The sequence below is a fragment of the Haloplanus sp. GDY1 genome (assembly GCF_023703775.1).
Lineage (GTDB): Archaea > Halobacteriota > Halobacteria > Halobacteriales > Haloferacaceae > Haloplanus > Haloplanus halophilus.
The window spans coordinates 911773-925300 of record NZ_CP098514.1 but is presented as its reverse complement, the minus strand read 5'-3'; the positions used below and the strand labels follow the sequence as shown (position 1 = coordinate 925300).

Below are 13528 nucleotides of genomic sequence, written 5' to 3'. Positions count from 1 at the left end.
TTTATTCGCCCGGGCGCTACCGCCGTCCAATGGCAAAGGTCAGTATCGGGCTTCGCGGCTGGCGCTTCGAGGAGTCCGAGGTGTTCACCGACGACGGGGAGTTCAAGCCCCTCGACGAGATGCCCGCGGACTCCCGGGACCGGCTCGTCCGCCTCACCCGCCTCGTCGACCAGCCCTGTGACGCCTGCTATCTGGTGTACGGCGAGGAGGACGTGGAGCGGTGTACGCAGGCGGCCATCGTCTACGGCGAACCCGGCGAGGAGATCCTGCTCTGTGACGCCCACGAGGCGGACTTCCTCTACTGGTACCGCGAGGCTGGCGGCAAGGCCCACCGCGGCACGGAGCGCTTCCGCGACGCGTTCCACGAGTGGTTCGACGACGGCGGCCGTGCCCCCGAGGGGTACGGCGGCCTCGATCACGTCGAGACCGACCCCGCGGAACTCCCCTCGCTGCCCGATCCACAGGAGATCCACCGCCGACTCAACGAGGACTTCGACGGCCGACGGATCGACCTCCGCGAGAGGTACGACGGCGAGAGCGACGACGGCGAGAGCGACGACGAGGACGTCGACCTCGACGACGTCGACCTCGGCACCGACTACCCGTCCCGATGAGCGGCCAGCGACCGGTCGTCGTCGTCGTCGACGCCGAGACGCCGGGCAACGTCGGCACCATCGCCCGCGCGATGAAGAACTTCGGGCTGACGGATCTCAAGCTGGTGGACCCGCCGGAACTCGACCCCGACGGCGAGGCCTACGGCTTCGCCGGCCACGCCCGCGAGGACGTGCTCCCGAACGCCGACGAGGTGACCCTCGACGAGGTGGTCGCGAACTACCACACGGTCGGCTGCACGGCCATCACGGGTGAGGACAGCCGACGACACGTGCGCTTCCCGTTCAAGACGCCCCGGGAGTTGGCCGACAGCCTGGAGACGGTCGACGCGCCGACCGCTCTGGTGTTCGGCCGGGAGGGGCGCGGCCTCGACAACGAGGAACTCGGCCGGCTCGACGAGGTGTGTTCGATCCCCGCGAGCGCGGACTACCCCGTCCTGAACCTGGGGCAGGCGGCGACGATCCTGCTCTACGAACTCCGGGGGCTGACCGTCGAGGAGACGCAGTTGCCGGACGTGGAGCGCGAGCGGGCCACGGAGGCGGACGTCGAGCGGTTCCACGACTTCGTCGGCGAGTTCCTGGACGCCAGCGGCTACCGCGAGGTCAAACGCGACAAGACCCGGCGGCTGGTGCGGCGGCTGATCGGCCGCGCCCACCCGACGGACCGGGAGATCCACACCCTGCTCGGGGTCTTGCGCCGGGCGACCGGGCAGTTGCGCCACCGCCGGGAACTGCTCTCTGAGTACGACGAACCCGACCGGTGGTGACGTCGTCGGTCGTCACGCACGCGCGACCAACACCAGCGCCTCGAACGCCAGCACCGTCTTCTCGCCTCCCCCGGCCGTCGTCTCGACGCCCCAGCGAACCACCCCGTAGTCGTCGGTACCGTCCGATCCGTCGACGCCGTGGATCGTCGAGTGGACCGTGAGTTCGTCGCCGGGGACGACCGGCGCGGGCCAGCGGAGCCGATCCAGCCCCTTCGCGCCGAGCGTCGCCGTCTCGCCGAGGAAGCCGTCGACGAACAGCCGCATCGACATCGCCGCGGTGTGCCAGCCGCTGGCGATCAAGCCGCCGTAGATGGAGTCGGCGGCGCGGTCGGGGTCGGTGTGGAACCACTGCGGGTCGTAGCGCTCCGCGAACTCCACGATTTCCGCCTCGGTCACCGCGTACGTCCCGTGTGACTCGCCGTCCCAGCGGTCGACGTCGTCGAGGAAGACCGTCATCGGTCGATCCTCGGCGGCCGGGGTGAAGTGCGTTCCCTTCCGCGGCGACGCACCTGTCGGTCGTTCGATGTTGGGGACTTATGATCGGGGGCGGTCAGACGTAGGATATGAGGGTCCTGTGTGTCGATCCCGCCCCGGAGGACGGACGTGCCACGCGGGCCGCACTCCGGGAGGCCGGTATCGACGCGACGCTCAGTGGCTCGCTGGCCGAGGCCCGCGAGGCGCTCGACGAGTCGGTCGCCGGCGTCGTCACCGAGTACGACCTCCCCGACGGAACCGGACTCGAACTCGTCGAGCGAGCGCGCACGACCGTTCCCGACGCGACCTGCGTCCTCTTCACCGACGCCGGGTTCGACGAACTCGACACCGCCGACCTCGGGACGGCCGTCGTCGAGTACGTCGACAAGGGGGCGCCGGACGCACGCGAGGAGTTGGTCGACCTCCTCGAGTTCAGCGTCGACAACCGGAGCCAGACCGCCTACCCCCTCCCCGACGACGAGGACGCCCGCCTCGACGCCGTGACGAAGTACGTCGACGACCTGCCCGGCGTTCCCGACGCGTCGCTCGACCGCCTCACGAGGATCGCGGCCGCGCTGTTCGACGTCGACGCGGCGACGGTCGGCTTCCTCGACGCCCACCAGGAGCGGTTCGTCGCCTGTCACGAGGTCGACGTGGATCGGTTGGACCGCGAACGGACGGTCTGTACCTACGCCATCCTCGACGACGGGGTGACGGTGATCCCCGACACGCAGGCGGACCCGCGCTTCGAGGGCAACGAGGCGTTGATCGAGGCCTCGATCCGGTTCTACGCCGGGGCGCCGATCCGGACCGCCGCGGGCGACGCGGTCGGCGTCTTCTGCCTGTTCGACGACGAACCGGGGACGCTCACGGCGGCGGAGCGTGACCTGCTCTCGGCGCTCGCCGACGACGTGATGGACAGACTGGACCTCCGCAGGCGCCTCCACGAGGCCACGGCGGGTGAGGCCGATGAGTGACGCGGACTACACCTTCGAGGGACTGCCGATCGATCCCGTCAGGCCCGGGACGACCGTCCTCGTCGCCGGGCCGTCGCACGGCGGCACCAAGGAACTCGCCTACCGGATGCTCGCCGGCGACGATGGGGTGATCGTCCTGACGACGAACACGACGGCCGCCGACACCGCGGCCGACTGCGAGACGGTCGGCATCGAGCCAACCCCGGACCGGATGGGCATCGTCGACTGTCTGGACAGCGACGACAGCGGCGTCCCCGCCCGCGTGATGACCGTCTCCAGCGCGCAGGACCTGACGGGCATCGGGATGCGCTACTCCAAGCTCTACCGGGAGTTCCATCGGGAGGGGGTTCGGCGGGTCCGGACGGGACTGTTCTCGATATCGACGGTCCTCTCGCTCACGGAGCTACAGACCGTCTCGCGGTTCGTCCACACGCTCGCGGGGCGGGTGAGCAAGGTGGACGGCCTCGGCGTCTTCCTCGTCGATCCGGCGATGCACGACGAGCGCGAACTGCGGACCATCGCGCAGTTCTGCGACGGTCGGATCGACGTCCGCGAGGGACCGGAACTCCGGTCCCGTAGCTTCCTCGGCGGGGCGTCGGAGTGGGTGCCCTTCGATCCCGTGCCCGCGAACGCCGACGACTGAGACGATCCCACCGCCGTCCGTCAGACGGGGATTTTCATCAGTGATATTCGGCGGCAAAGGCCTTACTTTCGGCGGCGCGACGAGGCAGTATGGTCGACGTGGGCCGAGAGCGCATACGGGTCCTGCACGTCGACGACGACGTGGACATCGGCGACCCGACCGCACCGCACCTCGAACACGAGGGCGACCGATTCGACGTGGAGACGGTACCCGACGCCGGGACGGCGCTCGGCCGCTTGGACGCGGGCGGCGTCGACTGCGTGGTTTCGGGTCACGACCTGCCGGACCGGACCGGCCTCGAGTTCCTGCGCGCGGTCCGCGACCGTCGTCCCGACCTCCCCTTCATCCTCTATACGGCCGCCGGGAGCGAGGCGGTCGCCAGCGAGGCCATCTCCGCGGGCGTCACCGACTACCTCCGCCGCGGGGTTCAGGGCGACGACGCGCTCCTGGCCAAGCGGATCCACGACGCGGTCGAGGGGTACCGCGCGGAGCGGACGTTACGGCGGAGCGAGCGCCGCCTCGACGCCGTCTTCGAGGACCCGAAGATGCTCGTCGGCGTGCTCTCTCCCGACGGCCGACTCCACGACGCCAACCACACCGCCATGGAACTCGTCGACGCCGACCACGAGGACCTGGTCGGCGAGCCCTTCTGGGAGACGCCGTGGTGGTCCGACGAGAACCGAGCGGACGTCCGCGAGTGGGTCGAGCGCGCCGCCGGGGGCGAGTACGTCGAGTACGAGGCCGACCACGTCGGGGTGGACGGCGACCGGCGGAGCGTGAGCGGGACGATCCGACCGGTCACCGACGAGTCGGGGACCGTCGTCTCGCTCATCGCCTCGGCCCGCGACATCACCGAGCGGCGCGAACACGCGCGGGAACTCCGGCGCCGGAACGAGCGCCTCGATCAGTTCACGAGCGTCGTCTCCCACGACCTCCGGAATCCGCTGAACGTGGCGACCGGCAACCTGTCGGTAGCGCGCCGGGACGCCGAGTGCGACCACCTCGACGAGGCGGCACACGCCCTGGAGCGGATGGGGAACCTGATCGACGACCTGCTGACGCTCGCCCGCGCCGGCGACCGCGTGAGCGACGTCGAGACGGTGGATCTGGCGGCGACGGTTCGGGAGTGCTGGCGAAACGTCTCGACGAGCGGGGCGTCGCTCGACGTCGAGACGACCCGCTCGATCCGCGCGGATCGGAGCCAGCTCCAGCACCTCCTCGAGAACCTCCTCCGGAACGCCATCACCCACGGCGGCGAGGACGTGACGATCACCGTCGGCGACCGTGCGGACGGGTTCTACGTCGCGGACGACGGGCCGGGGATCCCCGAGGGCCAGCGCGAGACGGTGTTCGAGAGCGGCTACTCCACGTCGAGTGACGGCACCGGATTCGGGCTCTCCATCGTGGCCGAGATCGCCGACGCCCACGACTGGGACGTCGCGGTGGCCGAGAGCGCGGCCGGGGGAACCCGCTTCGGGATCACCGGCGTCGCCTGCGTGACCGACCCCTGCACGGCCGACTGAGCCGTCAGCGTGGCTCCCGCCGCGGCGGGAGTCCGTCGCTCAGGCCCGCTTGCCGATCTCGTCCCGAAGGACGTCGCTGACGACTTCGCCGTCGGCCTTGCCGCGGAGCGCGCCCATGCACTCGCCCATGAGCGCGGAGAAAGCGCCCATGCCCTCGCGTTCGACCTGGTCGGCGTTGCGCTCGACGACGTCGGCGACGGCCTCGCGAACCTCGTCCTCGGAGACGCCGGCGAGGCCCGCCTCCTCGATGGCCGCCTCGGGCGAGAGGTCGGGGTTCTCGGCGAGCGTCGTCAGCACCTCGTCGACGCCCTCCTTCGCCAGGTCGCCGTCCTCGACCAGCCGGAGGACCCCGAGCAGGTGGGCGTCGGTGAGGCGGTCGACCGGCACGTCGTCGCGGCGGAGTTCGGTCAGCGTTCCCTCCAACACCCCGGCGGCGAAGGTGGCGTCGACGCCCGCCTCGACAGCGTCCTCGAACAGCGACATCCGTCGGCCGTAGGCCACCTGTTCGGCCAGCCCCGCGTCGAGGCCGTGGTCGGACTGGTAGCGCTCGACCTTCTCGGTCAGCAGTTCCGGCCGGTCGACCTCGCTCGGATCGAGTTCGACCGGCGGCACGTCCGTCTCGGGGTACATCCGCGCCGCGCCGGGCAGGGGCCGGAGGTAGCGGGTCGTCCCCTCCTGTGTCGCGTCGCGGGTCTCCTCGGGGACCCCCTCGATGCCCGCCCGGGCGCGGTCGGCGACGGCACCGATCGCCAGTTCGGCCGTCTCGGCGTCGTCGGCGACGATGGCGACGGCGTCCTCGGGGCCGGCGTCGACGGCGTCGCGGAGCGCCTCGACTTCCGCCTCGGTGACGCCGTAGGCGGGGAGTTCGTCGGTGTGGAAGATCCCCCCGGCGCCGTGGCGCGTGGCGTGATCCGAGAGTTCGGTGCCGAAGCGGCGATCCGGCTGGAGTTCGCGGCCGACGAGGCCGTCGAAGCCGTAGAGCGGGACGGCGGTGACGCGGCCGCCGGAGTCCAGGGCGCCGCGGATCACGCCGCTGTCGGTGTCCGCGAACACGTCGCTCACGTCCTGCGGGTCGCCGACCTCGGCGTCCCGGGCGTCGAGTTCGGCCGCGACGTCGAGGAGTTCGACCTGTCGTTGCACCTCCAGCCGGACGATGTCGTCGATCTGATCCAGCGCCTGGACGCCCTTGATCTCGACGCGGGCGCCCTCGGCGATGGAGACGTTCACGTCCTGGCGGATGGTGCCGAGGCCGCGCTTGACCGACCCGGTCGAGCGCAGGAGCATGCCGATGCGCTCGGCGGCCTCGCGGGCCTGTTCGGGCGTGCCGATGTCCGGACGGGTGCCGATCTCCACCAGCGGGATGCCGAGTCGGTCGAGGCTGTAGCGGACGCCCTCGTCGGTCTCCTCGACGCGGCCGGCGCTCTCCTCTTCGAGCAGGAGGTCCTCGACGCCGACCGGTCCCTCGCTCGTCTCGATTTCGCCGTCCTGACCCACCAGCGCCGTCCGCTGGAAGCCGGAGGTGTTCGAGCCGTCGACGACGATCTTCCGCATGACGTGGGCCTGATCGACGGCCGTCATGTCCAGCAGGTCGGCGATCTGGAGGGCGACGTCGAGCGCCTCGTCGTCGATCCGCCCCGGCGGTTCGTCGTCCTCCTCGACGAGACAGGTGGTGTCGAAGCCCAGATACTCGAACTCGCGGTCGACGCGGCTCTCCTCCACGGCCGCCTCGTCGAGTTCGCCGAGTTCGCTCTTCGTCGGGTGGAGATACCGGGAGAAGGTTCGGGTCGCCTCCTCGGGGTCCCGACGCTCGGTCGGGCACGCACAGAACAGTTTGGTCGCGGTGTCGAGTTGCTGGTGGATCTCCAGCCCCGCGACCAACCCGAGCGCCTCGTAGTCGTACTCGCTCATCGTCGGTATCTCGACCCGGCGAGCCTAAAAGCGTTCAGTCTGCGCCCGGGGCTCTCATGGTCGATGAAGACACTCGACAACGGACGAATTCGCGTTCGTCAGACCTCGAAAATACGGCGACTAAGGAATCTTTATCAGCCAGCGAGGGGGTCTTACGGGTGGTGGAAACATGTCTGAAGACGTAGAACTCCGTCGCACACAGCTCGCGACGCCGGCTAGCGACCCCGACTTCATGGAGAGCGCCTCCCGGAGCGACGCCGACGAAGTCTTCCTCGACCTGGAGGACTCCGTCGCGCCGAACGCGAAGGCCGAGGCCCGAGAACCGCTCATCGAGGCGGCCCAGGAACACGACTGGTCGGACAAGATCCTGTCGTTCCGGATGAACGGCATCGACACCAAGTGGTGGTACGACGACATCATCGAGGTCGTCGGCCAGGCGGGCGAGTACATCGACGACATCATCATCCCGAAGGTCGCCAGTCCGAGCGACGTCCACACCGTCGAGAACCTCCTCGCGCAGGTCGAGGAGAACAACGGTCTGGAGGTCGGCGGCATCGGTCTGGAGCCCCAGATCGAGGACGGCGAGGGCATGCACAACGTCCACGACATCGCCCACTCCTCCGACCGGCTGAGTTCGATCATCTTCGGCCCCGGCGACTACTCCGCCGCGATGGGGACCCCCGGCCTGGACATCGGCCAGTTCCCCGACTACCCCGGCCACTACTGGCACCACGCGCTCTCCGAGTGTAACGCCGCCGCGAAGAGCGCCGGCCTGCCGTGCATGGACGGCCCGTACGCCGACATCGACGACCCCGAGGGCTTCCGCGAGTCCGCGGAGAACGCCAACATGCTCGGCTGTGACGGCAAGTGGGCCATCCACCCGAGCCAGATCGAACTCGGCAACGAAGTGTTCGCCCCCGATCCGGAGGTGGCCGAACGCGCCGAGCGCATCGTCGAGGCCTACGCCGAGGCGATGGAGGAAGGCAAGGGCGCCGTCTCCGTCGACGGCCAGATGGTCGACGAGGCCACCAACAAGATGGCCCAGGACATCGTCGACAAGGCGCGGGCCGCCGGCATCCTCTAGATCGGCTTTCGTTCTTTCGACTCCCGCTATTTTTTCGCGTCGACCGGACAGCCGCGGATCTCGCCGCCCCGCATCCCGTCGGCCAGCCAGTGGATCGAGAGGAGCAGCGCCACCAGCGCCAGGAGGGCGAACTCCAGTCCGTCGAGCGGCAGGAGCGTCGCCAGCCCCGCCGCGCCGACCAGCGACAGGAGGCCGGCGACGACGGCCGATCCACAGGCCGCACAGCCGGCACCGAGGGTGCCGAGGACGACGCCGAGCAGGCTCCCGCCGCTCCCCTCCGCCGAGAGGCGGTGTTCCCGGACGTGGTAGGCGACCATGGCGATGTCGACGCCCACGAGCGCGGCGACGAGGACGACGACCGATCCGGTGAGGGTGCCGTAGGAGGTGCCGACGAAGGGGAACAGCTCCAGCAGGAGTCCGGGAGGGATCCGGCCCGCGAGCGCGTCGCCGACCGTCGTGGGGTTCCCCGAGAGGACGAACCCCGCGAGGGCGACGGCGGCGGCGACGAGGGCGACGAGGGCGTAGACGGGCCCGCCGAGGACGAGTCGGGCCGTCCGGCCCATCAGCCGCCAGTCGTCGCGGCGGAGCGGGAGCCGGACCGACATCACAGTCCCAGTGCCCCGGTCACGAAGTCGAAGCTGACCGATCCGGTCGCGCGCGTCCGGTACTGGCCGTCGCGGAAGAGAAAGACCGTGGGCGTCCCGCTCACGTCCGCCGCCTCGCTCGCCGCGAGGTCCGCCTCGACGGCGTCGGCGTAGGCCTCGCTCTCGGCGTCGGCGACGACGCCCGACGCGTCCACCTCGGTCTCCGCGGCGAGGAACGCCTCGGTCCGGTCGAGGACGTTCCCGGCGTCGAAGGCGTCCTGTTCGTCGAAGTAGTGGCCGGCGAGCGCCCAGAACGCGTCGGCGTCGCGCGCGAACGTCGCTTCGAGCGCGTGGACGGCGGGCTCGCCCCACGGGTAGACGACGGGGATGGTCCGGGCGACGAACGTCGCGTCGCCGGGGTCGACGAGTTCCGACCGGATCCTGGGGACGGTGTCGCGTTCGAACGCGGCACACCGGGGACAGGAGGGGTCCTCGAAGGCGACGACGGTTCCCGTCGCCTCGCCCGGGGGCGGCCCGAGACGGGGCTGGGCGTCCAGGTTCGCGCCGACCGGGTGGGTGGCGAGGCTCGCCGCGTCGCCCTCGCCCTCGCTACCGCCACCGCCGGCCGACCCGAGACAGCCCGCGCCGAGGGCCGACAGTCCGCCCGCGAGGACCCCCCGTCGCGTCGCTCGGATCGGCGCCGACTCGTCGTTCATGGACGGAGAGACAGCGGGGGAGGAAAAGACGTTTCGCCGGGTGTGAGCGGGCCGCGCACGACCCGCCTACTCCATCGGCTCGACGAGTTCGACGACGTGGCCGTCGGGGTCCTCGACGAACGCCGTGCGTGCGCCGGCGGCGGGCTGGTCGCCCGGTTCCTCGACGACGCCGTGGTGATCGATCCGCTCGAAGACGGCGTCCACGTCGTTGACGCCGATGGCGACGTGATCCCACGCGGTTCCCATCTCGAACTCGGTTTCCCCTTCGGTTTCGGAGAGCTGAATCTCGACGCCGTCCTCGTCGGCGACGTAGCGGTTCTCCGTCTCGCCGTCCGGCGTCTCGAACGACCAGGATTCCTCGAAGCCGAACTGCCGGTAGAACTCGATCGACTCCTCTGCGTCGGCGACGTTCAGACAGACGTGAATCAGGCTCATTCCGTTCGGGACACGCCCCGCTGCCGACAAAAAGATGTCCTAGTCGGGTCGCCGCCGGAGGTGGGCCGGTCGGACGTCGCCGGCACCCCACCGCCGTCGGACGTCGCCGGCACCCCACCGCCGTCGGACGTCGACGGGAGGGGCGCCCGCGGTCCGTGGTCCCGATCAGCCCGCCGATTCCGGAGCGATCGGGCGATCGTCCGCGTGAGTCGGTATGGATACCGGCAACAATTTCGTCCGAACGTTCGTGTAGAATACCGGACGGCGGCGAGTAGCGTCCAGTCGGGTTGCGTAGGAGTTAAATTGGCCCAGTCCGGTGTGGGAGGCATGGCCATTGATGAACGATCCACGGGATTAGAGACCTCGGCGGACTCACTGGGGCACGACCACCCCGACGCCGAGGAGTACCGGGCCCTGGCCGAGGACCTCCGTGAGGGTGTGCAGGGGGACGTTTCCTTCGACGAGTACGCACAGGTACTCTACGCGACGGACGGGAGCATCTACCAGGCGAAGCCGGCGGGCGTCGTCCTGCCGCGGACCGTCGACGACGTCCAGCACACGGTGGAGACGGCGGCCGAACACGGCGTGCCGATCCTGCCGCGCGGGACGGGGTCCTCGCTCGGCGGCCAGACGGTCGGGCCGGGGTGTGTCGTCGTCGACTTCACGCGGTACATGGACGACATCGTGGACGTCGACCCCGACGGGCAGCGGGCGGTCGTCCAGCCCGGGGTCGTGCAGGACCACCTCGACAACCACCTCGAACAGTACGGCCTGAAGTTCGCGCCGGACCCGGCCTCCTCGAACCGGTCGACCATCGTGGGCGGCATCGGCAACAACTCCACGGGCGCTCACTCGGTTCGGTACGGCATCACCGACGCCTACACCGAGGAACTCGACGTGGTACTCGCCGACGGCTCGCTGATCCACACCGAGGAGGTCGTCCTCGACAGCGACGAGTGGGACGAGAAGGTCTCCGGCGACGGTCTCGAAGCCCAGATTTACGAGACGACCCGCCGCCTCGTCGAGGACCACGAGGAGGAAATCGAGGAGAAGTACCCCGACCTCAAGCGCTCGGTGTCGGGCTACAACCTCCAGAAGGTCATCTACGAGAACGAGGACGGCGAGGAGGTCATCAACCTCTCGAAGCTCTTCGTGGGCGCCGAGGGGACCCTCGGCGTCATCGTCGAGGCCGAGGTGTCGCTGGTCACGCTGCCCGAGGAGACGGCGCTCGTCCTCTACTGCTTCGACGACCTGGTCGAGACGATGGAGGCGGTGCCGCAGGCGCTCCAGTTCGACGTCGGCGCCGTGGAGTTGATGGACGACGAGGTGTTCCAACTGGCCGCCGACTCGACGGAGTACGCCCAGTACGTCGAGATGATCCCGGAGGGGACGAAGGCGGCCCTGATGTTGGAGTTCGACTCGGAACTCGTCGACGACTTCCACGAGGCCATCGAGGAGACCAACGAGTTCTTCGTCGAGAACGGCGACGCCTTCCACGCCATCGAGGCCTACACCGAGGAGGACCAGGCCGACATCTGGAAGCTCCGGAAGGCCGCCATCCCCCTGCTGATGGGGATGAAAGGCGACCCCAAGCCGTACCCGTTCATCGAGGACGCGACGGTGCCGCCGGAGGAACTGTCCGAGTACGTCTTCGAGTTCGAGGAGGTACTGGAGAACCACGGCACCTCCGCCGCCTACTTCGCCCACGCCGGCAGCGGGACGCTCCACATCCGTCCCATCCTCAACCTCAAGGAGGAGGAGGGCATCGAGAAGATGCACTCCATCACGGAGGACGTGACCGACCTGGTGCTCGAACACCACGGCTCGTTCTCTGGCGAGCACGGCGACGGGATGGCGCGGACGGAGTTCAACCCCAAGATGTACGGCGACGAACTCTGGCAGGCGTTCAAGGAACTGAAGACGGCGTTCGATCCCGAGTGGCAGATGCATCCGGGGAACGTCGTCTACCGCGACGGTCCGGAGGACGTCGGCCCGGACTCGGACCGCGGCGTCGGCGCCGACATGCGGGAGCACCTCCGCTACGGCGCCGACTACCAGTCGGTCGAGCCCCAGACGGCGCTCGACTTCGAGGACGAGGGCGGCTTCTCGCACCTCGTCGAACTGTGTAACGGCTGTGGAACCTGTCGCCAGACCGACTCCGAGGTGATGTGTCCCACCTACCGCGCCTCCGAGGAGGAGATTCAGACGACGCGCGGCCGGGCGAACATGCTCCGGGCCGCGATCAGCGGCGAACTCGACGAGGAGGAGATCTACTCCGAGCGCTTCCAGGAGGAGGTCATGGACCTCTGTGTCGGCTGCAAGGGCTGCAAGAGCGACTGCCCGACCGGCGTCGACATGGCGAAGCTGAAGACGGAGGTCAAACACCAGTACCACCAGGAGGAGGGCGTCAGCCTGCGCGAGCGCGTCTTCGCCAACATCGACACGCTGTCGAAGCTCGGGTCGATGACGGCGCCGCTCTCCAACCTCGCGCCGAAGGTTCCGGGCGCCCGCGCGGTGATGGAGGAGGCGCTGGGCGTCTCCCGGGAGCGGGAACTGCCCACCTTCGCGAGCGAGAGCCTGGAGGCCTGGTTCGAGGAGCGCGGCCGCTGCAAGGTCGCCCCGAGCGAGGCCCAAGACCAGGTGTTGCTCTTCCCCGACACCTACACGAACTACATCTACCCCGACGCCGGGAAGGCGGCCATCGAGGTGCTCGAAGCCGCGGACGTGTTCGTCCGCATTCCCGACGACGTGGCGCCCTCGGGGCGGGCGGCCTTCTCCTCGGGCATGCTCGACCTGTGCCGCGAGCGCGCCGAGCGGAACGTCTCCGCGCTGCACGAGGCGGTCGACGACGGCTGGTCGGTCGTGTTCATCGAGCCCTCGGACGCGGTCATGTTCCAGGACGAGTACCGCGACCTGCTCTCCGGGTCGGCCGTCGAGGCCGTCTCCGACGCCGCCTACGGGATCATGGAGTACGCCGACGTCACCGGGCTGACCGACGGGGTCGAGTTCGACGCGCCGTCGCGGTCCCTGGCCTACCACGGCCACTGCAACCAGAAGGCGACGAACAAGGATCACCACGCCCTCGCCGCCCTGCAGGGTGCGGGCTACGACGTCGACCCGCTCAACACGACCTGCTGTGGGATGGCCGGCTCCTTCGGCTACCACGAGGAGCATTACGACATCTCACAGGCCATCGGCAGCCTCCTGTTCGAGGAGGTCGAGGAGAGCCCCGCGGATCAGGTGACCGCCCCGGGCGCCTCCTGTCGCTCCCAACTGGGCGACGAGTACGACGACCACCCGCCCCACCCCGTCGAGAAACTCGGGGACGCACTCCGATGAGCGACGGACGCTTCACCGTCGTCGTCGACGGGACGGACATCGGCGCCACGTGGGCCGAGGAGAGCCCGGAGACGCGCCGGGCGCTCGTCGACGCCCTCCCCGTCGAGGGGGAGGCGACGCGCTGGGGCGACGAACTCTACTTCCGCGTGCCGGTCGACGTCGAGGCGGAGGACCCGCGAGCGGCGGTCGACCCCGGCACCGTCGCCTACTGGCCACAGGGATCGGCGCTCTGTCTGTTCTGGGGGCCGACCCCGGCGAGTACGGACTCGACGCCGCGGGCCGCCTCGCCCGTGAACGTCGTGGGGCATCTCGACGACGTCTCCGCCTTGTCGAGCCTCCCGAGCGGTGCGGGCGCGACGGTTCGAGTCGTCGACGACTGACACATCACCGACTGATATCCGCTGTTCTCCTCTCCGACCGAGAGTCGCTTAGGCACCGTTTAGTGGTGGCTCCGTCCGGTTATTCGG

General features: G+C 69.6%; 13 protein-coding genes. 8 read left to right on the top strand and 5 right to left on the bottom strand.

What is annotated here, in order from left to right; all coding sequences use genetic code 11:
- Nucleotides 1-29 precede the first annotated feature (29 nt).
- Together NBT67_RS05015 and NBT67_RS05010 are read left to right on the top strand one after the other, a co-directional pair.
- Nucleotides 30-614 (top strand): DUF8114 family protein, encoded by a 585-nt coding sequence (locus NBT67_RS05015; RefSeq protein ID WP_251343706.1) that lies wholly within the window; start codon nt 30-32, stop codon nt 612-614.
- Nucleotides 611-1378 (top strand): RNA methyltransferase, encoded by a 768-nt coding sequence (locus NBT67_RS05010; protein ID WP_251343705.1) that lies wholly within the window; start codon nt 611-613, stop codon nt 1376-1378. Before NBT67_RS05015 ends, NBT67_RS05010 begins: the two co-directional genes overlap by 4 nt.
- A gap of 12 nt (nt 1379-1390) precedes the next feature.
- On the opposite strand, the gene NBT67_RS05005 is transcribed toward NBT67_RS05010, so the two are convergent.
- Entirely contained in the window at nt 1391-1834 is a 444-nt protein-coding gene (locus tag NBT67_RS05005; RefSeq protein WP_251343704.1) for a MaoC/PaaZ C-terminal domain-containing protein, read from the bottom strand.
- A gap of 107 nt (nt 1835-1941) precedes the next feature.
- Between NBT67_RS05005 and NBT67_RS05000 the strand changes: the two genes are divergently transcribed.
- The 3 genes from NBT67_RS05000 (at nt 1942) to NBT67_RS04990 (ending at nt 4995) form a co-directional block, all read left to right on the top strand.
- On the top strand, nt 1942-2829 hold the full coding sequence (locus tag NBT67_RS05000) for a GAF domain-containing protein (protein WP_251343703.1): 888 nt from the start codon (nt 1942-1944) through the stop codon (nt 2827-2829).
- Nucleotides 2822-3472, top strand: coding sequence for a DUF7504 family protein (locus NBT67_RS04995; protein ID WP_251343702.1), 651 nt, complete (start codon nt 2822-2824; stop codon nt 3470-3472). Before NBT67_RS05000 ends, NBT67_RS04995 begins: the two co-directional genes overlap by 8 nt.
- Nucleotides 3473-3561: 89 nt before the next feature.
- Nucleotides 3562-4995 carry an ATP-binding protein gene (locus NBT67_RS04990; RefSeq protein ID WP_251343701.1) on the top strand — a complete coding sequence of 478 codons (1434 nt, stop codon included), beginning with the start codon at nt 3562-3564 and terminating at the stop codon, nt 4993-4995.
- A gap of 39 nt (nt 4996-5034) precedes the next feature.
- On the opposite strand, the gene gatE is transcribed toward NBT67_RS04990, so the two are convergent.
- A complete protein-coding gene (gatE, locus tag NBT67_RS04985; protein ID WP_251343700.1) occupies nt 5035-6903 on the bottom strand; it encodes a Glu-tRNA(Gln) amidotransferase subunit GatE in 1869 nt (622 codons plus the stop codon).
- A 169-nt stretch (nt 6904-7072) separates the two neighbouring features.
- Here gatE and NBT67_RS04980 point away from each other — a divergent pair, with 169 nt between their 5' ends.
- A complete protein-coding gene (locus NBT67_RS04980; RefSeq protein WP_251343699.1) occupies nt 7073-7987 on the top strand; it encodes an HpcH/HpaI aldolase/citrate lyase family protein in 915 nt (304 codons plus the stop codon).
- Nucleotides 7988-8013: 26 nt separating this feature from the next.
- On the opposite strand, the gene NBT67_RS04975 is transcribed toward NBT67_RS04980, so the two are convergent.
- From NBT67_RS04975 to NBT67_RS04965, 3 genes are all read right to left on the bottom strand, one after another.
- Nucleotides 8014-8592, bottom strand: a complete 579-nt coding sequence (locus NBT67_RS04975) for a hypothetical protein (protein WP_251343698.1) — start codon at nt 8590-8592, stop codon at nt 8014-8016.
- Nucleotides 8592-9287 carry a DsbA family protein gene (locus NBT67_RS04970; RefSeq protein ID WP_251343697.1) on the bottom strand — a complete coding sequence of 232 codons (696 nt, stop codon included), beginning with the start codon at nt 9285-9287 and terminating at the stop codon, nt 8592-8594. The genes NBT67_RS04975 and NBT67_RS04970 overlap by 1 nt, the downstream gene beginning before the upstream one ends.
- A gap of 66 nt (nt 9288-9353) precedes the next feature.
- Nucleotides 9354-9722 carry a VOC family protein gene (locus tag NBT67_RS04965; RefSeq protein WP_251343696.1) on the bottom strand — a complete coding sequence of 123 codons (369 nt, stop codon included), beginning with the start codon at nt 9720-9722 and terminating at the stop codon, nt 9354-9356.
- Nucleotides 9723-10049: 327 nt separating this feature from the next.
- Between NBT67_RS04965 and NBT67_RS04960 the strand changes: the two genes are divergently transcribed.
- Nucleotides 10050-13061 carry an FAD-binding and (Fe-S)-binding domain-containing protein gene (locus tag NBT67_RS04960; protein ID WP_251343695.1) on the top strand — a complete coding sequence of 1004 codons (3012 nt, stop codon included), beginning with the start codon at nt 10050-10052 and terminating at the stop codon, nt 13059-13061.
- Entirely contained in the window at nt 13058-13441 is a 384-nt protein-coding gene (locus tag NBT67_RS04955; RefSeq protein ID WP_251343694.1) for a cyclophilin-like fold protein, read from the top strand. Before NBT67_RS04960 ends, NBT67_RS04955 begins: the two co-directional genes overlap by 4 nt.
- Nucleotides 13442-13528: the final 87 nt, after the last annotated feature.

What these genes read in the sequence shown, in the direction of transcription:
- NBT67_RS05015 (WP_251343706.1), top strand. Translation starts at nt 30, where the DNA reads ATGGCAAAGGTCAGTATCGGGCTTCGCGGCTGGCGCTTCGAGGAGTCC.
- NBT67_RS05010 (WP_251343705.1), top strand. Translation starts at nt 611, where the DNA reads ATGAGCGGCCAGCGACCGGTCGTCGTCGTCGTCGACGCCGAGACGCCG.
- NBT67_RS05005 (WP_251343704.1), bottom strand. Translation starts at nt 1,834, where the DNA reads ATGACGGTCTTCCTCGACGACGTCGACCGCTGGGACGGCGAGTCACAC.
- NBT67_RS05000 (WP_251343703.1), top strand. Translation starts at nt 1,942, where the DNA reads ATGAGGGTCCTGTGTGTCGATCCCGCCCCGGAGGACGGACGTGCCACG.
- NBT67_RS04995 (WP_251343702.1), top strand. Translation starts at nt 2,822, where the DNA reads ATGAGTGACGCGGACTACACCTTCGAGGGACTGCCGATCGATCCCGTC.
- NBT67_RS04990 (WP_251343701.1), top strand. Translation starts at nt 3,562, where the DNA reads ATGGTCGACGTGGGCCGAGAGCGCATACGGGTCCTGCACGTCGACGAC.
- gatE (WP_251343700.1), bottom strand. Translation starts at nt 6,903, where the DNA reads ATGAGCGAGTACGACTACGAGGCGCTCGGGTTGGTCGCGGGGCTGGAG.
- NBT67_RS04980 (WP_251343699.1), top strand. Translation starts at nt 7,073, where the DNA reads ATGTCTGAAGACGTAGAACTCCGTCGCACACAGCTCGCGACGCCGGCT.
- NBT67_RS04975 (WP_251343698.1), bottom strand. Translation starts at nt 8,592, where the DNA reads ATGTCGGTCCGGCTCCCGCTCCGCCGCGACGACTGGCGGCTGATGGGC.
- NBT67_RS04970 (WP_251343697.1), bottom strand. Translation starts at nt 9,287, where the DNA reads ATGAACGACGAGTCGGCGCCGATCCGAGCGACGCGACGGGGGGTCCTC.
- NBT67_RS04965 (WP_251343696.1), bottom strand. Translation starts at nt 9,722, where the DNA reads ATGAGCCTGATTCACGTCTGTCTGAACGTCGCCGACGCAGAGGAGTCG.
- NBT67_RS04960 (WP_251343695.1), top strand. Translation starts at nt 10,050, where the DNA reads ATGGCCATTGATGAACGATCCACGGGATTAGAGACCTCGGCGGACTCA.
- NBT67_RS04955 (WP_251343694.1), top strand. Translation starts at nt 13,058, where the DNA reads ATGAGCGACGGACGCTTCACCGTCGTCGTCGACGGGACGGACATCGGC.